The organism is Chitinophaga flava (genome assembly GCF_003308995.1).
GTDB classification, from domain to species: domain Bacteria; phylum Bacteroidota; class Bacteroidia; order Chitinophagales; family Chitinophagaceae; genus Chitinophaga; species Chitinophaga flava.
The window spans coordinates 306,161-330,641 of the sequence record NZ_QFFJ01000002.1 but is presented as its reverse complement, the minus strand read 5'-3'; the positions used below and the strand labels follow the sequence as shown (position 1 = coordinate 330,641).

Below are 24,481 nucleotides of genomic sequence, written 5' to 3'. Positions count from 1 at the left end.
ATTATTACTTTTTATAAGATAAGTGTAAATTTGCCGGCGGAGACCGGTTATAGGAAGTTATAAAATGACGATGACAAAAGTAAACGAACTTTACAAAAAGCAATATTTTAATACCTTTGTGGCCTCTTTTTAAGCGAGCATTTAACTATTACATAATATAGCGTATGGATATTTTCGAGAAACTGCTGAAACACATGGGTCCCATTGGGGAGCATTCAGACAGAGCCCATGGCTATTTCGCATTTCCTAAACTGGAAGGAGAAATAGGTCCCCGCATGAAATTCCGGGGCAATGAAAAAATAGTTTGGAGCCTCAACAACTACCTGGGGCTGGCGAATCATCCGGAAGTAAGGGCTACAGATGCGAAAGCAGCTGCCGATTTCGGCCTGGCTTCTCCGATGGGCGCCCGCATGATGAGCGGTAACACTACCTATCACGAGCAGCTGGAAAGAGAGCTTTCCGACTACATGGGCAAAGAAGATACCACCTTGCTGAACTACGGCTACCAGGGCATTATGAGTGCCATCGACGCCATTTGCGGACGCAGGGACGTTATTGTATACGATGCAGAATGCCACGCCAGTATCCTGGATGGTTTGCGTCTGCACCCCGGTAAACGTTATGTGTTTAAACACAACGATATCGAAGACTGTGAAAAACAGCTGAGACGTGCAACCGACCTGGCTAATGCTCAGGGTGGTGGTATCCTCGTAGTGACTGAAGGTGTTTTCGGTATGGCCGGTGATCAGGGTAAACTGAAAGAAATCGCTGCCTTAAAGGATAAATTTGAATTCCGCCTGCTGGTAGACGACGCTCACGGCTTCGGTACCATGGGTAAAACCGGTGCCGGTACCGGCGAAGAACAAGGCGTACAGGACAAAATCGACCTCCTGTTCAATACCTTCGCTAAATCCGGTGCTTCTATCGGCGCTTTCATCAGCGGCGAAAAAGCTATCATCAACTACCTGCGCTATAACATGCGCTCCCAGATCTTCGCTAAATCCATTCCGCTGCCTATCGTTATCGGCCACCTGAAAAGAGTAGAGCTGATGCGTAAAAATCCGGCAATGAAAGCGAAACTGTGGGATAATGTGACTAAACTGCAGAACGGCCTGAAAAGCCGCGGATTCAATATCGGCCGGACCAACTCCCCCGTTACTCCGATCTACCTGCAGGGTGATATTCCGGAAGCGACCGCTATGTGCCTCGACCTCCGCGAAAACTACAACATCTTCTGCTCTATCGTGGTATATCCCGTTATTCCTAAAGGACAGATCATCTACCGCCTCATCCCGACTGCTGCTCACACAGACGAAGATATCGAACTGACACTGAAAGCTTTCAGCGAAACAAAAGCCAAGCTTGATGAGAAAGTTTACCAGGTGGCTGAAATCCCAATGGTATAATTCTAACTCTTCTTTCTATAAAATAACAATGCCCATCCGAGGATGGGCATTGTTATTTTATTACAATTCATTTAAAATCATCTGTTTACAAAAAAACAAAAGGGCTGAGTTTCCTCAGCCCTACTCAAATCGTTCTTTCACTAGGTGTAAAATTTCACTAAATTTTCATCAGGACATGGTAGAGTATATGGTCTTCATAGAATTTGGAATAACCAAGTGATTCCAAGTATTTTATATAGATTTCTTTTTTCAGATTCAGATATTGTATCATTGATACATTCCAAAAATAGATTAGATTTCTCAGTATCATATAACACGATTGTGGTATTTTGTTAATAGCTTGTTAAAGTATTGTACTGCAACAATAAATCAGCTAATCACCTGATACATCGTCTTTTTCCCACTCCGATCATTAATTTTCCTCATTGCGTAAACGCTTCCCGCTGTACAGCAGTAACTTTGCGCCACTGCAGCAAATAGCCGGTACAACAGATATTTACCGATTCTATCAACCAGGAGGATATAGCACTTTCGTGCCCACCCCTGAAATTTTTACCGGCAGCTGGTTAAACTGATAAGGAAATTGAAACAATACTGGCATCAAAAGCTTTTTAGCATACACCGTGTCACCGGTCTCATCGCAGGCCTGATGCTGTTATTTGTAAGCATCACAGGCAGTCTGCTTGTCTTTAGCGAAGAAATAGATGAAGCCTTCCACCATGAAACCTGGCACCTTACTCCCGGTCCACAGCGGAAGCCATTGTTTGAACTGCTGGACAATGCCGGCAAATCGCTCCGCGGCGGAACACCCTATCTATTTTTCTCACGGTTGCCACAAACACCGGAAGAACCTGCCATCGTAAGGGCTGAATATGGCCCCGATTTTAAAGTATACCTCTTCCTCAACCCATATACCGGAGAGGTCATCCATCAACATACCAATACCGGCTATTTTTCCGGCTTTCTGGTTTACCTGCACTTCTCCCTGCTCAGTGGTAAAACAGGTGCCAAAATCATGCTGGTGACCGGTATTCTGCTATTTATCTCCCTGCTCACTGGCTGCTGGGTATACCGCAAATCAGTATTTAAAGTGCTTGCATTCCGCGTAAAACCGGAATGGAACAGCCCAACCCGGCGCTGGCGCAACCTCCACCGTATTGTAGGCGTATGGGCCCTTTTGTTCAACCTCCTGATCGCCTTTACCGGTTTTATGATGGAACTCAAAGTCCTCGACAACCGGAAAAGTACCAGCATTTCAGACACCGGAGCTCCCATACTACCCATCGATTACGAAACACTGCTGACCAAAGCCGCTGATCAGATACCAGGCTTTGAAGCAATGGGTATCCGTCCGCCCAAAAAGGCCGGCGACCCAATACGAATACTTGGCCATGCCCACGAAGCCGCCATATGGGGCCGCTACAGCTCATCCGTACACTTCGACCTTAACGGCAACGTGAAAAAAACAGTCAATTTCAGCCATGCACCCCTTGGAGACAAATTCAACGCTGCCATGGCCCCGCTCCATTTCGGCAACTACGGCGGCATCCCTGTTAAAATCCTCTACTCCCTGTTAGGCTTGACACCCGGCATCCTTTCCATATCCGGTATCCTGATATGGTACCGCCGGAAATACATGATTAAAAAACATCAGCATTGAAAATGAAACAATACCTGGGCATTCTGGCACTACTGATTACTTTACAGGCAAATGCACAAAAACTTACCGGCACCATCCGCGACACCGCACAAACAGCGGTGCCCATGTTGCGCGTCTATCTTTCCGGCACTCAGAAACACGCTCTTTCAGGACCTGACGGCTCTTTTACCATCAACAATATAAAACCCGGTCAGTATACCCTTATCGTTACTGGCATAGGTTACACCACCCTGGAACAACCTGTTACCATCTCCGACAGCGTTACCGCGCTGGCTCTCACCATCAGATCTTCCGATGTAGGATTAAATGAGGTGGTAGTCACCGCCAGCCGTAACAAGGAAACACTGGGCACAGTACCTTCCTCTATCACCATCATCAGCGGCAAACAACTGCGTGAACAAAGTGCCATCACCACCGACATCAATCAGCTCCTCAGCATGAATGTGCCGGGCCTCACATTAGGCTCCAACACCTCCACCAACAAAGGACAAACCCTCCGCGGCCGTGGTATGCTGATCATGATTGATGGAGTTCCGCAATCCACGCCCCTGCGCAATGGTGACAAAGACATGCGCAGCATTGATGTGTCTGTAATCGAAAGAGTGGAAGTCATCAAAGGCTCTACCGCCATCTATGGCAACGGCGCTGATGGTGGCATCATTAATTTCATCACCATCAAAGCCAATCCCGAAAAGCGTTTCAGCGGCAGTACCGACATCGGCACCAGCGGTTCCCTCACACATGCAGCCAATAGTCTGGGTGCACGCGTGACTCAGCAGTTTTCTGGTAAGATCAACCGTTTTGATTATGTAGTCAGTGGTACCTACGAACAAACCGGGGTCAACAAAGACGCCAAAGGCCAGGTAATCGCTCCTTTTCAGTCACTCAGCCAGAATGAAAACGTTAACCTCTTCGCCAAACTGGGTTACGATTTCAACGCCAACAACCGGCTGGAGGTAATGTACAACTACTACCGTACCATGCAGAACAGCACCTACGTGGATTCCGGTGGAAAATTCGGACAAAGTCCCATTGTTGGTGTAGTGGGTACCAATCCCGGCGATAAACAGGGCACGCCCTACAACCATAACGCCTGGCTGAACTATACCAGCAAAAATCTGGTTGGGAATACCTCCCTCAACGTAAACCTGTACTACCAGGACTTCTATACGGTATTCGAATATTCTGATTTTTACGCTCCACCCGGTAACTCTGCCATCACTTCCAAAAAAATGGGTGCCCGCGTAAATCTCAATACTCCATTTAATTTCCATCCCAATCTGCATGGTGATGTTACCTGGGGTGTAGATATTCTCAATGATAAAACAGCCCAGCCATTAACCGATGGTAGGCCTTTTGTACCGGAAATGAACATGAAAAATCTGGCGCCTTATGCACAGCTGAAGACTTATCTGTTCAAGGACTTTCTGGTAAAAGCCGGTGTACGCTACGAAAATATCCGCCTCGATATTCCTGACTATACCACCATCAAGTTCGGTAACTATGCCGGCGGCGTGTTGGTAAAAGGCGGCAATCTACCTTATGAGGCGCTGGTATTCAATGCAGGCCTGCGTTATACCCGTTTCCCTGCGTTTAATCCTTTTGTCAGCTATTCCCAGAGCTTCTCCCTGTATGATCTGGGTCGTACGCTGCGACTGGCCAAGGCCGTGAGCAATGGCACCACCAGCATCGGCACCATTGAAACCAAAGCCATCATCACCGATAACTACGAAGCCGGTTTTAATAGCAACATCGGCCGGTTTAATGCTTCCGGCTCTTATTTTATCAGCACCTCCAACCTAGGTACCAGCCTGAAAGACGTGAATGGCGTGGCCGTTCCGGAGCGTGCCCCTGAACGGGTAGAAGGCTTCGAACTCACAGCTGGTTATCAAATACTACCCAACCTCTCTGCCAGCGCTGCTTATACTCATGTAGAAGGTAAAAAGGAAGTAAACGGTGTTAAAACATGGCTGCCTACCACCCGTATTACTCCGGATAAGATGACCGTAAATGTGAACTATTCTCCTTTGAAACAGTGGGACCTGGGCGTGTATTATATCTATTCCGGCGTACGCAAACACTTCGACCCCAATCCGGCCACCAAAGATTATGATCTGGGTAGTGGACTGGTGAGCGATTTTTATCTGGTAAACCTGTATACCGGCTACCGTTTCAACAAAGCAGCCTCAATACGGCTGGGGGTTGACAATCTGCTGAATGCGGATTATTACCCGGTGATGTCACAAGCCAGAGTAAGAACAGATTCCTATATCAAAGGCAACGGTGCGAGGTTTAACCTGGGTTTCCGTTATGCATTCTGATCAAATCTATCATTCATACATTAAAAAAAGCGAAGACCGGCAAATGCCGGTCTTCGCTTTTTTATACGTTGACGAAAAACTATTTCAGGTGTTCTTCGATGGAAGTATCATAGATCTTCTTCCAGTCGTTTACTTTACCCCAGTCTTCGTTGTCTACTTTCACATGATCGCCGGTTACCACACCTACTTTTTCGTAGCGTACGGAAACATCGGTAGCGTCTATCAGACCGTGCATCAGTGCTTCGAATTTCTCTTTGTCTTCCGGTTTAACGGTTACGACTACACGGCTCTGGCTTTCACCGAACAGGTAGGCATCTTTACGGAATTTGTTATTGAGGTGCAGTTCAAAGCCCAGGCCTTTAGACATAGCACTTTCCATCATGGTGATGAACAGACCACCTTCGCTGACATCGTGTGCAGACTGGATCAGTCCTGCTTTGTTCAGTTTGGTGATAGCCTGTTGCAACAGGTGCTCTTCTTCGAGGTTGAAGTGTGGAGCAGGGCTGAATTCGATACCGATGATTTTGTGCAGATATTCAGAGCTGCTGATATCGTTGCGGCTGCGGCCGATCAGGTACACCAGGTCGCCGGCTTGTTTAAAGTCGAGCGTGATGCGCTGGTCGATGCTGTCGAGGATACCCACCATACCAATGGTTGGAGTAGGATATACCGGACCATCAGGAGACTGGTTGTAGAAGCTCACGTTACCGCCGGTAACAGGAGTGTTGAACTTGCGGCAGGCTTCGCCCATACCCTGAACAGCGTGTACAAACTGGTAGTATACTTCCGGATCGTAAGGGTTACCGAAGTTGAGACAGTTGGTGATGGCTACTGGTTCACCGCCGGAGCAAACGATGTTACGGGCAGCTTCTGCCACAGCGATCTGGCCACCTTTATGCGGGTCCGCAAAAACGTAGCGGCTGTTACAGTCGGTGGTCATCGCCAGTGCTTTTTTGGAGCCTTTGATCAGTACTACCGGTGCATCACTTGGAGCGTTGGTAGTAGCGTTGGCAGTACCCACCATGCTGTCATACTGGTTGTAGATCCAGCGTTTGGAAGCGATGTTAGGCAGTGCGATGATTCTTTCAGCTACAAATTTAGCGTGGTCGGTATCCGGGATGTTCTGGATATCGAATGCTTTTATTTTCTGGAAATAAGCTGGTTCGGTATAAGCGCGGTGATATTGGGGAGCGCCGCCGCCGAGCACGAGGCTTTCAGCAGGAACGTCAGCTTCCAGTTCACCGTTCATATAGAATTTCAGGTTGGTATCTTTTGTTACTTCACCGATCTGAACGCAGTGCAGGTCCCATTTTTCGAAGATATCGAGTACTGGTTTTTCCTGTCCTTTTTTCACTACGATGAGCATACGTTCCTGGCTTTCGCTCAGCAGCATTTCCCAACCTTTCATATTTTCCTGGCGGGTAGGTACTTTATCCAGCCAGATGTGCATACCATGTTCGCCTTTGGCGCTCATTTCGGCAGTAGAGCAGGTGATACCGGCAGCGCCCATATCCTGCATACCTACGATAGCATTGGTTTTGATAACTTCGAGGCAGGCTTCCAGCAGTTTCTTTTCCTGGAAGGGATCTCCTACCTGTACTGCTGGCAGGTCTTCCGCGCTGTCTTCCGTGATGTTGGCGGAAGCGAAGGAAGCACCACCGATACCGTCTTTACCGGTTGCAGAACCTACGATGAAAACAGGGTTGCCTTCACCATGTGAGGTAGCGGAAACGGTCTGGCCTACTTTTACGATACCCACGCTCATGGCGTTTACCAGGGGGTTGGTACCATAGCAGTCTTCGAAATAGGTTTCACCACCTACAGTAGGAACGCCGAAGCAGTTACCATAGTGTCCGATACCGTGTACGATACCTTTCACCAGGTGCTGTGTTTTTTTATCGTTGATATTACCGAAGCGCAGGGAGTTGAGTGCCGCGATAGGACGTGCACCCATTGTGAAGATGTCGCGGTGAATACCACCAACCCCGGTAGCAGCGCCCTGGAAGGGTTCGATGGCAGAGGGGTGGTTATGGGATTCTATTTTAAACACAACCGCGTATCCATCGCCGATATCTACCAGGCCGGCGTTTTCTTCACCAGCTTTTACGAGCAGGCGGTCGCCTTCACGAGGTAGTGATTTCAGCCACACGATAGAGTTTTTGTAAGAGCAGTGTTCACTCCACATTACGGAGTACATGCTCAGTTCGGTAAAATTGGGCGTACGCCCCAAGACAGATACAATTCGTTCAAACTCGTCAGCAGTAAGGCCCAGCTGTTCAGCAATTTCTACGGTGGTTTGCATGTAGTTTAGTATATAAAACGAGTAATTAAAAAGAAGATGCAAACCTACAAGATTTTACGGCAAATGCCAAAGAAACTGGGTACAAGAGTCATGGTACAAGTTCATTTGACACCATAGATGAGGTCAGATGAATGGGTTCAAATAAATGCAGGTGGTATTTGAGCGTTTAAAAACGTTCAGGTAAGGCTGTAGCCCTATAAAAATGAGGGGATAATATGGTCTCCGTTCATTGAAGCCCTAAAATCATATTATAAATTTTTTAATTTATCAGTTTCAGATCATAGCAAGCTCTTTTTTTTATTCATTTGTTAAAAAAACTCTCTTTTTTAACTTCGAAATGTAATTTTTTGGTTAAAGTGAACAAATAATTTGCATTTCCAGCGGCATATGTGTTCTTTTGTGTAAAATTAATTACAGCATGCAATCGTTACGTTTCACCGCGCTGGAAGGATTAGCTGGCGTAGACACCACACTTCCCGAACACAACGGTAAAATCACCGAAGTATTCGGCAGCAATGTTTTTGCCGGAAGAATTGTAAGGGAATATCTGAGTGACGAGGCTTACAAAAGCCTGATGAACTCAATTAAAAATGGCACCAAGCTGGAACGCAAAATGGCGGAGCAAATCGCTTCCGGCATGAAAGCCTGGGCTATGAAAAAAGGTGTAACCCACTACACTCACTGGTTTCAGCCATTAACCGGCACCACTGCTGAAAAGCATGACTCCTTTTTCACCCTCAAAGGTGATGGCACTGCCCTGGAAACTTTTGACGGCGACGCCCTGGTACAACAGGAACCTGACGCCTCCAGCTTCCCTAACGGCGGTTTAAGAGCCACCTTCGAAGCCCGCGGCTACACAGCCTGGGATCCTTCTTCTCCTGCGTTTATTCTGGAACAGGGTTATGGTAAAACCCTCTGCATCCCTACTATATTTGTTTCCTATACCGGCGAATCACTGGACTATAAAGCTCCGTTGCTGAAAGCACTCGTCGCTATCGACAAAGCCGCAGTAGACGTATGCAACTATTTCGATAAAAATATTACCAAAGTAACCCCTACCCTCGGTTGGGAACAGGAATACTTCCTGGTAGATGAAAACCTGGCTAACGCCCGTCCTGACCTGCTCATGACCGGCCGTACCGTGGTAGGTCACGCACCTTCCAAAGGCCAGCAGCTGGAAGACCACTACTTCGGTTCTATCCCTGAGCGTATATACGCTTACATGCGCGATTTCGAAGAAGAATCCTACAAACTGGGTATTCCTTTAAGAACACGCCACAACGAAGTAGCTCCTTCCCAGTTCGAATGTGCTCCTATATTTGAAGAAGTAAACATCGCAGTGGACCACAACTCCCTGCTGATGGACATCATGAATAAAGTGGCCAAACGCCACAAACTGAAAGTACTGCTGCACGAAAAACCATTCGCAGGCATCAACGGTTCAGGTAAACACAACAACTGGAGCATGGCCACCGACACCGGTGTAAACCTGCTGGCTCCCGGTAAAACACCGAAAACCAACCTGATGTTCCTCACGTTCTTCGTGAACACCATCAAAGCAGTACACGACTACGCCGACCTGCTGAGAGCAGCGATCGCTTCCGCCAGCAACGACTTCCGTCTGGGTGCCAACGAAGCACCTCCTGCCATCATCTCCGTATTCTCCGGTAAATACCTCTACGAAGTACTGCAGGAAGTAAAATCCCGCGTAAGCAACAAATTCGACGAACAGGATGAAGCCATCCTCAAACTCGACCTGCACCGCCACATTCCGGAGCTGATGCTGGACAACACCGACCGTAACCGTACCTCTCCTTTTGCTTTCACCGGCAACAAGTTTGAGTTCCGTGCCGTAGGTTCTACTGCCAACTGCGCCTCCGCAATGACCGTGCTGAACACCATCGTGGCCAAAACCCTGACCGACTTTAAAGTAGAAGTGGACGGCCTGATCGAAAAAGGTGAGAAAAAAGAGATTGCCATCATGCAAACTCTTCGGAAATATATTGTAGATTCGGAAAAAATTCTGTTCGAAGGCGACGGATACAGCGACGAATGGGAAAAAGAAGCTGAAAAAAGAGGCTTACAGAACATCAAAACCACGCCTAAAGCGCTGGATGCGATGGTTACTCCAAAAGCCGCTCAGCTGTATACCGAAACCGGCGTTTACACAGAAAAAGAATTACACGCCCGCCACGAGATCCTGCTGGAAGACTACGTGAAAAAAGTACAAATCGAAGCCCGTGTAATCGGCGACCTGGCCACTAACACCATTCTGCCCTCCGCTATCAGCTACCTCAATGAACTGATCAGCAACATCCGCGGACTGAAAGAAATTGGCCTGGGAGACGCCTCCTACAAAGCACAAACACAAATCGCCGCTAAAATATCTGAACATATCAACGTAATCAGTGAAAATGTTCAGGCCATGATCGAGCAACGTAAGGTCACCAACAAACTGACCGACAGCCGTCAAAAAGCGATCGACTACTGCGAAAAGATTAAGCCGTACTTTGATGTTATCCGCTACCACTCCGATAAACTGGAGTTCCTGGTGGACGACAAAAAATGGGCGCTGCCTAAATATAGAGAACTGCTTTTCTTGCGATAAAACCGTAAGATTGTTTTGGTGTATGATTAGCCCCGGATTTTTATCCGGGGCTTTATTTTTGCAGCCACCTTTGTTAATTTTGTTTATCCCTCTTAACCGCCCCACCTTCTTATCCCTATACCCCGAATGCCCTCTCCTGTAGCTCTTTTCACTAACTCCCAAAATTTATCCCACATGAAAAAAAATCTATTTACCCTGTTCTGCTGCAGCCTGCTCGCGCTCTTATTCCTAACCAGATGTCAGAAGCCCTACCCATCAGCCCCCTGTCTGCCGCCCGTAAAACTTTCCAAAATAACCGGACTAATGCCTTATCATGCTGATACCCTACACTTTACATACAATGCCTTAGGCAACCCTACCGCCATCCTCCGAAGTTTTGTCTCCACCGGCTATCCCAATCAGCTGTTCAGGTATGATAAACACAACCGCCTCGCAGTGGTCATAGGCGCCTATGATACGCCCTATTACATATATGAATTTGCCCGGAAATTTGTTTACGACAATGCCGGCCGTATCATCAGAGACACTGGTTTCGTTTTTGGAAGGTACAACCCAGAAGGTGAACCTATTATAAAAACAGGTGATACCATCTGGATACATCACTTCACCTATGACTATAAAAACAGAATCAACAAGGAAATAGCCATCCAACTATACCACCACCAACCAGCAGTGAAGACCACCAGAGAGTTTTACTACAATGCTGATGGTAACCTGTATAAAGTCCATCGGACAGAAGAGGAATTGCCGCCCCTCTGTAACACAAACTGTGTCACCGCTTCAGACGAATACTTCGAGTACGACAACAATATCAATTTCCACCAGCTACATCCCATCTGGCAGTTTATTGACAGAGACTACAGTAGAAACAACCCTTTCAAAGCTACCACCTACAACAACTTCGGGCTACCTGTTAAACTAGGTCCCCCTTCTCATGGCCAGGAATACCAGATTTTCGATAACCAGATCCGGCAGGCGGAGCTTCACTATCAATACTAAAACAAGTACTATTAAAACAAAAAAAGTCCTCCCGGTTGGGAGGACTTTTTTATTAACGTATATCCGTCAGTGTTATACCAGCTTAAAGGTTTCGGTAAACTTGGTCGTAAAGTTTCCTTTACGGAAGTTCTCGTCCCGCATCAGCTGCTGATGGAAAGGAATGGTAGTTTTAACACCTTCGATCACGAATTCGCTCAGTGCGCGCTCCATAGTATTGATAGCTTCCTCACGGGTTTGTGCCATCGTGATGATTTTAGCTACCATGGAATCGTAATACGGAGGAATCACATAACCAGCATAGATGTGGGAGTCCACGCGTACGCCGTGGCCACCAGGGATATGCAGGGTAGTGATCTTACCCGGAGAAGGACGGAAATCGTTGTAAGGATCTTCCGCATTGATACGGCACTCGATGGCATGCATCTGAGGAGTATAGTTCTTTCCGGAGATAGGAATACCGGCTGCGATCTTAATCTGTTCCTTAACCAGGTCGAAGTTGATCACCTCTTCTGTCACGCCGTGTTCTACCTGGATACGGGTGTTCATTTCCATGAAGTAGAAGTTACGGTGTTTATCTACCAGGAACTCAATAGTACCAACGCTTTCGTAGTTGATAGCGCTGGCAGCTTTGATGGCAGCTTCACCCATTTTCTCACGCAGTTCGGGTGTCATGAAAGGAGAAGGAGATTCTTCTACCAGTTTCTGGTGACGACGCTGGATAGAACAGTCTCTTTCAGACAGGTGGCATACTTTGCCATATTGGTCACCTGCAACCTGGATTTCAATGTGACGGGGCTCTTCCACGAATTTCTCCATGTAGATACCGTCATTGTTGAAAGCGGCGCGGGCTTCATTTTTTGCCATATTGTAGGCATTCTCCAGCTCACTCTCATCCCATACCACGCGCATACCTTTACCACCACCACCGGCAGTAGCTTTCAGAATCACGGGTAAGCCCATGTTTTTAGCAAGGACTTTGGCTTCTTCCACGCTCTGGAGCAGGCCTTCAGAACCGGGGATTACCGGTACACCGGCTGCAATCATGGTTTCTTTCGCCGTCATCTTGTCGCCCATTTTACGGATCATATCCGGAGTGGGGCCGATGAACTTGATACCATGCTCTCCGCAGATTTCGGCAAAACGGGCATTTTCAGCCAGGAAGCCATATCCGGGGTGGATAGCATCAGCATTGGTGATCTCGGCGGCGGCCATGAGGTGAGGGATATTCAGGTAAGATTCGCTGCTCTGTGGCTTGCCAATACACACTGCTTCATCCGCAAACTTCACATGCAGGCTGTCTTTATCTGCAGTAGAATAAACTGCAACCGTTTTGATACCCATTTCCTTACAGGTACGGATAATCCGAAGGGCGATCTCACCACGGTTGGCAATCAATATTTTTTTAAACATTGTTTTCCTTATAAGTTGATGTAATAGCAAATAACATTCAGCCATTAGTCTTTAGTAGTTAGCCTTTAACCCAACATAAAATACTGTCAGAGGCTAAAGGCTAACTGCTAAAAGCTAATGGCTGTTATTACGGTTCTACTAAAAACAAAGGTTGATCATATTCTACCGGAGAAGCATCGTCAACAAGTACTTTAACGATCTTACCACTCACTTCACTTTCAATTTCGTTGAATAATTTCATCGCTTCGATGATGCAAACTACTTTACCAGCAGTTACTTCATCACCAACATTGACAAAAGGAGGTTTATCTGGACCAGCAGAGCGGTAGAAAGTACCGATCATTGGAGATTTGATAGTGATCAGGTTGTCTGCTTTAGGTGCAGTTGGCGCAGCAGCGGCTGGCGTGGCTGCTGCAGATACTGGTGCGGCTGCCGGAGCTACAGCTGCTACCGTTTGGATGGGCGCTGTGGCCGCAGGAACAGTGATTACCTGTTGTACTTCGTTATCTTTCTGTTTTATTGTAATCTTGAACTTGTCCTGCTCAATGCTCAGTTCACTGATATTGGATTTGTTGATCATCTTTACCAGTTCCTGAATCTGTTTAAAGTCCATGTAGACAATTTTTGGTTTATAAATTATATAGAATATGCGAGATTGGGTTATTTGCATGGACAATCATCTGGATATCGCGTCATAAACAATAATGCTTACTCAAACATCCGGACCATCCAACCTAATAACGGATTACGCTTTTACTCTTTCGATGTATTCGCCATTCTTGGTATTCACACGGATCAGTTCACCCTCTTCTACAAACAGAGGCACCATTACGGTTGCACCGGTTTCTACAGTAGCAGGTTTCAGTGTACGGGTAGCAGTATCACCTTTTACACCAGGCTCGGAGTAAGTTACCAGTACCACAATTTTATCAGGCAGTTCTACCGACATGTATTGTTCAGTTTCAGTGTTGATCTGTACTGCTACTTCCTGACCTTCTTTCAGGAACTGAGGTGCATCGATGCTCTGCTCGGGCATAGCAATCTGCTCAAAAGTTTCATTATCCATGAAATTGTAGCCGGTGTCATCCTTGTATAAAAACTGAAATGGTTTTTTCTCAATACGAACCGGGAAAATGGTATCACCGGAGTTCCAAGTGTGTTCTATAGAACGGGAATTATCAACGCCTTTCAATTTAGCCCAAACTTTCGCTGCAGCACGGGCGGTTTTGTTTTGACCAAACTCTACAACAGAATACAAACTGTTATCCAGCTTGATGATTAATCCTGTTCTGATATCTGCGGTGGTAGCCATAAATAGGTTACTGATTTTAAGTTAAAAATTTATACGGATTGCAAAAGTAGAAATTTTTGCATATGAACAATCAACTAATTCCTAAAATTAGGCAGATTAGTGACTTTTCAGCCCAATTTTCGTCTTTTTTCTCCAATAAATGACATTAAAGGGGTAAATTGAATTTTAAATCACAGAAATTTTTTGCATATGCGTAATGTGTTTTTATTTGTATTGTGTTGTCTACCAATGTTCCTGAAGGCTCAGAGTGCCGCCCCTTCCAAACCTGCTTATCTGCAATTTCCTGTCATTCCGGCATTCCCCCTCACCATGGTAGATGGGCATACCATCACCAAAAACGACCTTCGCAAAAATGAAAAAACAATGGTTTTTATTTTTAGCGTAGATTGTGACCATTGCAAGCATTTGACAGAAGAAATGCTGAAAAACCTGGACAAATTCAAACGTACCCAGATCCTGATGATAACGCCCTTTAAAGTAGAACAGATGAAGGAATACTATGACCATTATAACATTAAGAATTATCCCAATGTTATTATGGCCAGCGAACCCACCCGCCAGATCATGTATTTCTATGACCTGCATTACTTCCCCGGACTTTACCTGTATGACAAAAAACAACAGTTCATCAAGGGCTTTGAAGGCACTGTGAAACTGGATTCCCTGGTTCACTACCTGAAGAAATAGGGAATACCAGCCAAAGCAAAGCCATACCAGGCTTATCTGATCCCGAATCATTACATTTATTTATCATAATCATTCTTCACTTTTAAAGCTATCTACAAAATGAAAGTTACAGTAGTAGGAGCAGGAAATGTGGGCGCAACCTGCGCCAACGTGCTGGCCCATAGAGATTTTCTACAAGAAGTGGTTTTATTGGATATTAAGGAAGGAACAGCTGAAGGAAAAGCGCTGGATACATGGCAGCAAGCTCCCATTGATTATTACAGCACCAAGGTTACCGGGGTCACTAATGATTATACCAAAACGGCCAACAGCGATGTGGTAGTAATCACCTCCGGCCTCCCCCGTAAACCCGGTATGAGCCGTGACGACCTGATTTCCACCAACGCCAATATCGTTAAATCAGTTACTGAAAATATTACCAAACATTCTCCCAACGCAATTATCATTGTTGTCAGCAACCCGCTCGACGTAATGACCTACTGTGCGTACCTGACTGCCAAAAAGAACAGCAACAAGGTGTTCGGCATGGCCGGTGTCCTGGATACAGCCCGTTACCGCGCCTTCCTGGCCGAAGAAATCGGTTGTTCCCCTAAAGATATCCAGGCTATCCTGATGGGCGGCCACGGCGATACCATGGTTCCTCTCCCCCGCTACACCACCGTTAGCGGTATCCCTGTTACTGAACTGGTAGCAGCAGACAAACTGGAAGCCATCATTCAACGCACCAAAGTAGGTGGCGGCGAAATCGTCAACCTCCTCGGCACATCCGCCTGGTATGCTCCGGGAGCCGCAGCCGCACAGATGGTTGAAGCTATCGTAAAAGATGAAAAACGTATCTTCCCGGTTTGTGCATGGCTCACCGGCGAATACGGCCTGAAAGATATCTACCTCGGCGTTCCTGTAGTCCTGGGTAAAAACGGTATCGAAAAAATTCTGGAACTGAAACTTAATGAAGATGAAAAAGCACTGCTCAACACTTCCGCCCAACACGTGAAGGAAGTGATGGACGTGCTCGATAAAATGCAGTCTGCTACAGCATAATCGCATATACTTCTTACCTGCAGGGCTGATCAGAAAGTTATCAAAAACTTTCCGGTCAGCCCTCACTGTTTATACCCACCGGGAAAAATACCAGCATCATTCATAACCCCCAATGTTAATTTGTGTTAAAAAAGATTCGTAATTTTGATATCAGCCTGCATATAAAATCGTATAAATGAAATACTTCTAATCAGCCAGGCACCCATTTCGCTAACTCTCAGCAACAGCGTATGTCAAATCTTGAAAAACTCATTACACAAAAAAATTTCGGAGATGATTATCAACGGGGACTTGTAAGCCTCATCTTCGTCGGTAACTGGATCACCTCCCGCCATCAGCAGTTTTTCAAACGTTACGACATCACCATGCAGCAATTTAACATACTGCGCATCCTTCGCGGACAACACCCCAAAGCCGCCAGTATCAACCTGCTGAAAGAAAGAATGCTCGACAAAATGAGCGATGTGTCCCGTCTCGTGGAAAGACTCAGGAAAGCTGACTTCGTAGAACGCAAAAGCTGCGAACTCGACAGAAGAGCTGTAGATGTAAAAATTACTGCCAAAGGCCTGGAACTACTCAGCGCCATCGATGCAGAAATCAATCAGCTGAACGATTCCTTCAAATCTCTGAACGAAAAAGAAATCGGTCAGCTGAACAAATTATTGGATAAAATGCTGGAGGCTTACCATTAACCTATATCTCTTCCAGATAATTCAGGTCTTTTCCAAATGTCTCTTCTATTTTCCAGGCAGCAATCATAGCAATACCAATACAAATCACCGCTACTATCGCCCCGCTCTGCAAGAAGCTGAAATAATGCTGTACCTGTATAAACAACAGGGAGATCAGCGGCAACATGCCCCTTGCAAAGTTAGGCACCGTAGTGGCTACCGTAGCCCGTAGGTTGGTACCAAAACTCTCTGCCGCAATGGTCACAAAAATAGCCCAGAACCCCACACTGAAGCCCAGCAGGAAACACACCGTATAAAACATCCAGGTCTGCGCACCGAACATATTGAGATAAACCGTTACCATAATACCAGTAAACACCAGGAACAACAGCATTACCTTACGCCGGCTTCTCCACAGCTGACTGATCAACCCGGAAGAAAAATCTCCCAACGTCAGCCCCGCATAACAGAAAGCCACCGCATCACCAGGATTGATAGCTCCGTTCACATTCATTTCCTTGGCAAACTTGTTGGAAAAAGCAATTAGGATACCTACCACAAACCAGGTAGGCGCACCCAGTAACATACATTTCAGATACTTGAAAAACCGCTCCCGGCTGGTGAATAACGCATAAAAACTACCCCTGGCTGCAGTTGAAGAACGCACCTCATTGAACAGATGCGATTCCATCACGCTCACCCGCAGAATCAGCAGGCAAAGGCCCAAACCACCACCAATGAAATAACAGATTCGCCAGTCTCCTACCAGCTTGGCGATCAGATTGGCCGCCACCGCTCCGGAAACCCCTACTGTGGCTACGATCATCGTACCATATCCTCGCTTTTCTTTCGGTAATATCTCAGATACCAGGGTAATACCTGCCCCCAGCTCCCCTGCCAGACCAAAACCGGCGACAAATCTCCAGAGTACATAACCATTGATGCTATGCACAAAACCATTGGCAATATTGGCCACGGAATAAATCAGGATGGAGCCAAACAATACACTCAAACGGCCCTTTTTATCGCCAACGATGCCCCAAACAATTCCTCCGATCAGCAATCCCAGCATCTGGATATTAATCAGCAACAAACCTGCGCCGGCATCAATTTCGTTTTGTGGTAATCCCAGTTCCTTTAAACTAGGCACCCGGACAATGGTAAAAAGGAGAAGATCATAGATATCTACAAAATAGCCCAGGGAAGCAACAATAACGGCTATATTAAAGATAGAGACAGAGCGGCTATCAGTTTTCATTTGATATTTGGTTGATAAAATAAATAACGCTCAAAATAAAAAAAATGGGCTAATTGTAGCCCATTTTTTAAAATTTTTTATAAAGTCGTATCTGATGCACTGGTGACTTCCGATTTGTTGGGGTCGTGATCAATCGGATGTTTGACCTTACCGGAGACAAGCTTTATTATAACCGGCAATGTGGTAACAAGAATAATCACCAGAATAATCAGCTCCAGATGATTTTTAAGAGTTGGGAACAGTTTGTCAAGATAATGGCCTGCCAGCATCATGGAAAATACCCAGGAGAAGGAACCAATTATATTAAACAACATGAATTTCTTTTTTTCCATCTGCACGATACCGGCCACAATAGGAGCAAACGTACGGATGATAGGCAGGAAACGGGCCAGGAAGATGGCGCCGCCACCATACTTCACGAAGAAGTCATGCGCCTGGTGCAGGTGTTTTTTCTTAAAGAAGAAAGTATCTTTTTTCTTAAATAATAACGGACCGGATTTCTGACCGAACCAGAAGCCTACCATGTTGCCCAACACACCAGCCAGTGCAATCATCAGCATTACCACAAAAAATGGCATGTCATGAAAACTCCGGCAGAGATCTTCACTATAAATACCTGCTACAAACAGCAGGGAATCGCCGGGAAGGAAAAAACCAATAAATAAACCGGTTTCCGCAAAAATAATCGCCAGTAACAGGTACAGGCCACCGTGTTCAATAATCCACGAGGGATTAATGAGGTGTTTAAAAAACTCTAAAATCTGGTCCATGCTTATAAATCTTTCAGAATCCGTAAATTAAGAATAAAACTGTTATCTATTTGTTAACTAACACATCCGTAACATCGCTTTCTCCCAGCTTATTCTCCCATTTAGATACCACGGCAGTGGCCATGGCATTACCAATTACGTTAGTAGCAGAACGGCCCATATCCAGCAGGTGATCCACGCCCAGTAACAACAACAGCCCCGCTTCCGGAATATGGAACATCGACAGGGTACCGGCAATCACTACCAGAGAAGCACGGGGGACACCAGCAATACCTTTACTAGTGATCATCAGCACCAGCAGCATAGTGATCTGCTGTTCGATACTCAGGTGCATGCCATAAGCCTGTGCAATAAACAGGCTGGCGAATGTCATATACATCATGGAACCGTCCAGGTTAAAGGAATAGCCCAGGGGTAATACAAAACTTACAATACGGTTATCACAACCGAACCGCTCCAGTTCTGCCATGGTGCGGGGATAGGCTGCTTCACTGCTGGCAGTACCAAAAGCCAGCAACAGCGGATCTTTAATACCACCCAGTAACCGGAATACCCGTTTACCAAGAATAATCCATCCAACAAAAGCCAGTACTATCCATAAACTGAAAAGACCTGCATAAAATTGTATGATGAACTTACCATACACCATTAATACTGCCAGTCCTTTTGTAGCGATAATGGCCGCCATTGCACCGAATACGGCAAAAGGGGCGAAGTTCATCACAAAACCGGTCACTTTCAGCATAATATGCGCTACGCTGTCCATCAGTTTTACCACCGGTTGCGCCTTTTCTCCAACAGCAGCAGCTGCAATACCAAAGAAAAGTGCAAATATTACGATCTGCAGGATCTCATTTTTAGCCATCGCATCGATCACACTGTCGGGTACCACGTGATGGAAAAATCCTTTGAGCGACATATCCGCCTTGGCAACGCCGGAAGCAGCGTGAGTATCAGGTAACGGTAGGTTGAGTGACACTCCCGGTTTCATTAAATTTACCAGTATCAAACCCAAAAACAATGATACAAAGGTTGCACTGATAAACCACAGCATGGTTTTACCGCCTATACGTCCAACCGCTTTGATATCACCCATTTTAGCCACGCCCACTACCAGTGTAGAAAATACCAGGGGAGCAATGATCATTTTTACAAGGCGCAGGAAAATATCTGTAAGAATAGAAATCCGATCAGCAAAGATCTGAGGAGTATCTCCTTCGCCGCCAGGGAGGATCACACCTTTCTTTAAGAGATCAGCAGCGGGAACGCTATAAATGGAATAAACAGCATAACCAGTACCAATACCAACCAACATGGCGATAAAAATGAACAATGTCAGCCGATTCGATGATTTCTTCATGCGACGCCAGGATTTTTCTTTTTTAAAAAATTTAATAATTGTTGTAACCGGAAAATTTCCCAAAAATAAGGTTCTGCCGCTACAAATAAGCCTTTTCCGGGCAAAATAAAAGTAAGGGTTATAGATTTTAGATGTTATATTTGACGATCGACTTACAACACAACAGAACTAAACTACCTTAAAAACATCAACCACAACTTTTCTTTTGTATGGGTCTTTTATTTTCCAGAACAAAATCTTTAAACCAACTTCTAAATGAAGCGAGCGAGTCGGAAAAAGGATTAAAGCGGACATTATCAGCTACCAACCTGATTGCATTGGGTATTGGCGCCATCATTGGTGCGGGGCTGTTTTCCCTCACCGGTCTGGCTGCAGCCAATAACTCAGGACCAGCTGTAACGATCTCTTTCCTCATAGGCGCCATTGGTTGCGCTTTTGCAGGTTTATGCTATGCCGAATTTGCTTCCATGATCCCTATCGCAGGTAGTGCCTATACGTACTCCTATGCCACTATGGGCGAATTTATGGCCTGGATCATCGGATGGGACCTGGTACTGGAATATGCACTGGGCGCAGCTACCGTAGCCATCAGCTGGTCACAGTATCTGGTGAAATTCCTTCACCACTTTAATATCCATCTACCGGCCCAGCTAACAGCCTCTCCCTTTGAAACCATCACCATGATGGATGGTACTACTGTACATGGTTGGCTGAACCTGCCTGCTATCTTCATTGTGATATGCTTATCCATGCTGCTGATACGCGGTACCAAAGAATCCGCCTTTACCAACGCCCTGCTCGTAGCGCTGAAAGTAGCGGTGGTACTGGTATTTATCGCAGTGGGCTGGAGCCATATAAACCCGGCTAACTACGACCCTTACATCCCTGCCAATGAAGGCTTTGGCCACTTCGGTATCTCTGGTGTATTGCGTGGTGCGGCTGTGGTGTTCTTTGCCTTTATCGGTTTTGATGCTGTATCTACCGCAGCACAGGAAGCCAAAAAGCCGCAGAAAGACATGCCGATCGGCATCCTGGGCTCTCTGGCCATCTGTACCATTTTATACGTGCTGTTTTCGCATGTGATGACTGGCCTCGCCAACTACAAGGAATTTAAAGACAGCGCAGCTCCGGTAGCTATCGCCATTGCGAAAACTCCGTACGGCTGGCTGCAACAAGCTATCATCCTCGCTATCATCGCGGGTTACACTTCCGTAATCCTGGTGATGCTGATGGGACAGTCCCGCGTGTTTTACTCCATGTCCCAAGATGGTTTATTGCCTAAAACATTCTCCCAGGTACATCCTAAATACCGTACTCCTTACAAATCCAACCTGCTGTTCATGGTGTTTGTAAGCCTCTTCTCCGCTTTTGTGCCTGTGCATGTAGTGGGAGAAATGGTGAGCATCGGTACCCTGTTTGCCTTTGTACTGGTATGTATCGGTATTATCATCATGCGCAAAAAACAGCCGGATGCAGTAAGACCATTCAAAACTCCGCTGGTGCCTTTCGTTCCAATCATGGGCATCATCATTTGTGTGATCATGATGGGTGCACTGCCCTGGGATACCTGGTTAAGGCTGGCGATCTGGATGGGACTCGGTTTCATCATCTATTTCACCTATAGCAAGAAAAACAGTAAGATCGGCCAACGCGGTGAATAGGCTGCTGGTGCTGCTCTAAAACTATAAAAGAATATAAACAGAAAACCGCTCAGGCTCGTCCCGGGCGGTTTTCTGTTATAAAGAGGCTCTATTTTCCCCGAAAGTTCTCTAAATTTGCATCTTTAGTAGCCTTTTGGGGTAAATACTTCCAATTGTTTATCATTCACAAATAATTAATTTATAACCCATTATGGGAAGGATATTTGAAGTAAGAAAGTCAACCATGTTTGCCCGTTGGGACAAGATGGCAAAAGCATTTTCAAGAATCGGAAAAGAGATCGCCATTGCTGTTAAAGCCAGCGGCCCTGATCCGGACAACAACCCCGCTCTCCGTCGTTGCATACTCAACGCCAAAAGCGTAAACATGCCTAAAGACCGTGTGGACGCAGCTATTAAGCGTGCACAAGGTAAAGACAAGACTGATTACGAAGAAGTTGTATACGAAGGTTATGCCCCTCATGGTGTGGCAGTAATCATCGATACTGCTACTGACAATACTACCCGTACTGTGGCCAACCTGCGTATGCACTTTACCAAAGGTGGAGGCAGCCTCGGTAACAGTGGTTCCGTAGGTTTCCTTTTTAACCGTGTAGGTGAGTTTAAAGTAAAAAATGCCGGCCAGAACCTCGAAGAACTGGAACTGGAACTGATTGATTTCGGTCTGGAAGAAATCGGAGAAGACAGCGAAGGCAATATCATCATCCGTGCAGCATTCACCGAATTCGGTAATATGGCCAAAGCACTGGAAGACAAAGGCCTGGAAGTGATCAGCTCAGAGCTGAAACGTATCCCTACCACTACCGTGGAACTGAGCGAAGAACAAGCCAAAGAAGTACTGGAACTGGTAGATCGTCTGGAACAGGACGACGACGTACAGCAGGTTTTCTACAATCTGAAATAATGACTTTTCTCTATAAAAAAACGTCCCGGCATACACCGGGACGTTTTTTTTATCAGGTTTAATAAACAATAAGCCCTCAGGCTTTCGCAATGATGTGAGTGCGGTCCATCTCATTGATGACCAGCATAAGACCTTTTCCATGGAAGGTTTCAATCCTGATAGACGGGTCCATGGCAATATGCCTGCGTAAACGACTCAGGTATACGTCCATCACCCGTTGTGCCAGATAGCCGTCCTGACCCCAGACACTGGCGAGGATATGTTCCCGTTTGAGCTTTTTATTAGAGTTTTCACACAGATAGCGCAGTAGTTCCGCCTCCTTGGGTGCGATCCGGACGTGGTTGTCTACCTCATTGTCTTTATGCCGCAGCTGAAGCTGGGAATAGTCAAATATGAGGTTACCGACAGTATAAACAATCCGCTTCTCACTCCGAAGCAGACGGCTGCGTTTAATGTAAACTTTAATACGGCTGATCAGTTCATCCGTATTAAAGGGTTTTACCAGGTAATCATCCGCCCCTATATCAAACCCCTGCAACCTGTCCTGCTCCATATAACGGGAAGATGTAAATACAATAGGAATGTTGAAATCCATCGCACGGATCTCTCCGGCCAGTGTAAACCCATCCTTCCTTGGCATGACTACATCCAGAATACACAGATCAAAGATCGTTTCCTGAAACTTCTCCCAACCGGCCTGCCCATCTACAGCATGCGTAACTTCAAAATTGGCACGCTCCAGCTGGCGCTTGAGCACTTTTGCAAAAAATTCATCGTCCTCTACCAAAAGAATACGTGATTTCATATTTCGGTTGAATTTTGAAAGTGACTTCCTGAATTAGAAACGCGGTCGACCGAAGAAGGTACCGTACTATTTTTATATATTTTAAATCAATAAGGGTAAAATGTACGTTTTCAAAATTATACTAATACAGGTTATCATTCTGTTCAGTTTCAGAAAACAGTTCAGTGTATTCATTCATCAAACTAAAAATAACAGTTATTTATAAGGGAAATAGTAAAAACTATAAACACATGCTAAATTTCATACAATAATATTTTATTGTATTTTATTGATATTATTTTGACACACACCATTCAAAAAACTTTCTACATTCCCGATAGCCACCCGCAGTAACCGACCCCTCGCCTCCAGTGTAGCCCATGCTATATGCGGCGTAATAATCGTACCTGGCGCCTTCACCAACGGATTATCAGCCGCAGGTGGTTCAACAGACAACACATCTAATCCGGCACCAGCTATCACACCTTCCTGTAAAGCCAACGCCAGGTCTGCTTCCTGAATCAACGGCCCCCGGCTGGTATTAATCAGAAAAGCCGTCTTCTTCATCGTCCGCAACAACGCAGCATTCACAAACTCCCGGTTCTCCTGATTCAGCGGACAATGCAGCGACACAATATCTGCTTCCCGGAAACAGGTGGCCTGGTCTACAAAGGCTACACCCTCCATCCGGTCACGCTCCGGATGCCGGTGACTGGCAATCACCTTCATCCCAAAAGCCAGTGCTATCCTCGCAACCGCCTGCCCTATCTGACCAAACCCTATAATACCCAAGGTACGGCCCTGCAGTTCTGTCAGGGGTGTTTTCCAATAGCTAAAGTCCACACTGCTGCTCCATTCTCCGGCCCTCACACTCTCTGCATGCAAACCAGTGTGATGGCATAATTCAAGTATCAGGGCAAAGGTAAGCTGCGCCACTGAAGCAGTACTGTAAGCGGGAACATTGGTAACCGGTATCTTACGGGCTGTAGCCGCTGCGATATCTACCACATTGTAGCCCGTAGCCATCACCCCGATGTACTCCAGGGATGGCAGACTGTTGATCGTATCCGCGCTGATAATAGCCTTGTTGGTCAGCAGGATATGCGCTCCCTGCGCCCTTGCTGCCACCTCACTTTCCGGCGTCCGGTCGTATATCGTAACATTGCCCAGCGCTTTCAGTGGAGCCCAGTCCAGGTCTCCCGGATTTAATGCATATCCGTCCAGTACAACGATGTTTTTCATATTCTTCTGTTTGATTGCTAAATATACATGATGAATTAAATAATTATTAACTCAGCCTGCTCCCCTTCTGCACTGTTGAAAAAAACCA

At 46.1% G+C, this 24,481-nt stretch carries 19 protein-coding genes; 10 read left to right on the top strand and 9 right to left on the bottom strand.

The window, feature by feature from the left end; translation table 11 throughout:
• Nucleotides 1-164: 164 nt before the first annotated feature.
• The 3 genes from DF182_RS17675 (at nt 165) to DF182_RS17665 (ending at nt 5,387) form a co-directional block, all read left to right on the top strand.
• Entirely contained in the window at nt 165-1,406 is a 1,242-nt protein-coding gene (locus tag DF182_RS17675; RefSeq protein ID WP_113617168.1) for an aminotransferase class I/II-fold pyridoxal phosphate-dependent enzyme, read from the top strand.
• Nucleotides 1,407-1,989: 583 nt separating this feature from the next.
• On the top strand, nt 1,990-3,066 hold the full coding sequence (locus DF182_RS17670) for a PepSY-associated TM helix domain-containing protein (protein WP_113617167.1): 1,077 nt from the start codon (nt 1,990-1,992) through the stop codon (nt 3,064-3,066).
• 2 nt (nt 3,067-3,068) lie between these two features.
• Nucleotides 3,069-5,387: a TonB-dependent receptor gene (locus tag DF182_RS17665; RefSeq protein WP_113617166.1), complete on the top strand. Its 2,319-nt coding sequence runs from the start codon at nt 3,069-3,071 to the stop codon at nt 5,385-5,387.
• Between the two features lie 79 nt (nt 5,388-5,466).
• Here DF182_RS17665 and purL read toward each other — a convergent pair whose 3' ends face one another.
• The gene (gene purL / locus DF182_RS17660; protein ID WP_113617165.1) at nt 5,467-7,689 is read right to left on the bottom strand and encodes a phosphoribosylformylglycinamidine synthase subunit PurL; all 2,223 of its coding nucleotides are present in this window, start codon (nt 7,687-7,689) and stop codon (nt 5,467-5,469) included.
• Between the two features lie 418 nt (nt 7,690-8,107).
• Here purL and DF182_RS17655 point away from each other — a divergent pair, with 418 nt between their 5' ends.
• On the top strand, nt 8,108-10,297 hold the full coding sequence (locus tag DF182_RS17655; protein ID WP_113617164.1) for a glutamine synthetase III family protein: 2,190 nt from the start codon (nt 8,108-8,110) through the stop codon (nt 10,295-10,297).
• A 174-nt stretch (nt 10,298-10,471) separates the two neighbouring features.
• Entirely contained in the window at nt 10,472-11,296 is an 825-nt protein-coding gene (locus DF182_RS17650) for a hypothetical protein (protein ID WP_113617163.1), read from the top strand.
• A 72-nt stretch (nt 11,297-11,368) separates the two neighbouring features.
• Here DF182_RS17650 and accC read toward each other — a convergent pair whose 3' ends face one another.
• The 3 genes from accC to efp form a co-directional block, all read right to left on the bottom strand.
• Complete coding sequence (gene accC / locus DF182_RS17645; protein WP_113617162.1) at nt 11,369-12,706, bottom strand: acetyl-CoA carboxylase biotin carboxylase subunit; 1,338 nt, start codon at nt 12,704-12,706, stop codon at nt 11,369-11,371.
• Between the two features lie 127 nt (nt 12,707-12,833).
• On the bottom strand, nt 12,834-13,319 hold the full coding sequence (gene accB / locus DF182_RS17640; RefSeq protein WP_113617161.1) for an acetyl-CoA carboxylase biotin carboxyl carrier protein: 486 nt from the start codon (nt 13,317-13,319) through the stop codon (nt 12,834-12,836).
• 132 nt (nt 13,320-13,451) lie between these two features.
• Entirely contained in the window at nt 13,452-14,018 is a 567-nt protein-coding gene (gene efp, locus DF182_RS17635) for an elongation factor P (RefSeq protein ID WP_113617160.1), read from the bottom strand.
• A gap of 189 nt (nt 14,019-14,207) precedes the next feature.
• On the opposite strand from efp, the gene DF182_RS17630 reads away from it, so the two are divergent.
• The 3 genes from DF182_RS17630 to DF182_RS17620 all read left to right on the top strand — a co-directional run bounded on the left by DF182_RS17630 (nt 14,208) and on the right by DF182_RS17620 (nt 16,438).
• Nucleotides 14,208-14,705: a peroxiredoxin family protein gene (locus DF182_RS17630; protein WP_113617159.1), complete on the top strand. Its 498-nt coding sequence runs from the start codon at nt 14,208-14,210 to the stop codon at nt 14,703-14,705.
• 99 nt (nt 14,706-14,804) lie between these two features.
• A complete protein-coding gene (gene mdh / locus DF182_RS17625; protein ID WP_113617158.1) occupies nt 14,805-15,746 on the top strand; it encodes a malate dehydrogenase in 942 nt (313 codons plus the stop codon).
• Nucleotides 15,747-15,976: 230 nt separating this feature from the next.
• The gene (locus tag DF182_RS17620) at nt 15,977-16,438 is read left to right on the top strand and encodes a MarR family winged helix-turn-helix transcriptional regulator (protein ID WP_113617157.1); all 462 of its coding nucleotides are present in this window, start codon (nt 15,977-15,979) and stop codon (nt 16,436-16,438) included.
• A gap of 1 nt (nt 16,439) precedes the next feature.
• Here DF182_RS17620 and DF182_RS17615 read toward each other — a convergent pair whose 3' ends face one another.
• The 3 genes from DF182_RS17615 to DF182_RS17605 form a co-directional block, all read right to left on the bottom strand.
• Entirely contained in the window at nt 16,440-17,675 is a 1,236-nt protein-coding gene (locus DF182_RS17615) for an MFS transporter (RefSeq protein ID WP_113617156.1), read from the bottom strand.
• 77 nt (nt 17,676-17,752) lie between these two features.
• Nucleotides 17,753-18,445 (bottom strand): DedA family protein, encoded by a 693-nt coding sequence (locus DF182_RS17610; protein WP_113617155.1) that lies wholly within the window; start codon nt 18,443-18,445, stop codon nt 17,753-17,755.
• Between the two features lie 46 nt (nt 18,446-18,491).
• Nucleotides 18,492-19,805: a dicarboxylate/amino acid:cation symporter gene (locus DF182_RS17605; RefSeq protein ID WP_113617154.1), complete on the bottom strand. Its 1,314-nt coding sequence runs from the start codon at nt 19,803-19,805 to the stop codon at nt 18,492-18,494.
• A gap of 209 nt (nt 19,806-20,014) precedes the next feature.
• Here DF182_RS17605 and DF182_RS17600 point away from each other — a divergent pair, with 209 nt between their 5' ends.
• Nucleotides 20,015-21,466 carry an amino acid permease gene (locus tag DF182_RS17600; RefSeq protein WP_113617153.1) on the top strand — a complete coding sequence of 484 codons (1,452 nt, stop codon included), beginning with the start codon at nt 20,015-20,017 and terminating at the stop codon, nt 21,464-21,466.
• 190 nt (nt 21,467-21,656) lie between these two features.
• Nucleotides 21,657-22,367: a YebC/PmpR family DNA-binding transcriptional regulator gene (locus DF182_RS17595; RefSeq protein WP_113617152.1), complete on the top strand. Its 711-nt coding sequence runs from the start codon at nt 21,657-21,659 to the stop codon at nt 22,365-22,367.
• A 76-nt stretch (nt 22,368-22,443) separates the two neighbouring features.
• Here DF182_RS17595 and DF182_RS17590 read toward each other — a convergent pair whose 3' ends face one another.
• Nucleotides 22,444-23,172, bottom strand: coding sequence for a response regulator transcription factor (locus tag DF182_RS17590; protein WP_113617151.1), 729 nt, complete (start codon nt 23,170-23,172; stop codon nt 22,444-22,446).
• A gap of 255 nt (nt 23,173-23,427) precedes the next feature.
• A complete protein-coding gene (locus DF182_RS17585; protein WP_113617150.1) occupies nt 23,428-24,393 on the bottom strand; it encodes a D-2-hydroxyacid dehydrogenase in 966 nt (321 codons plus the stop codon).
• Nucleotides 24,394-24,481: the final 88 nt, after the last annotated feature.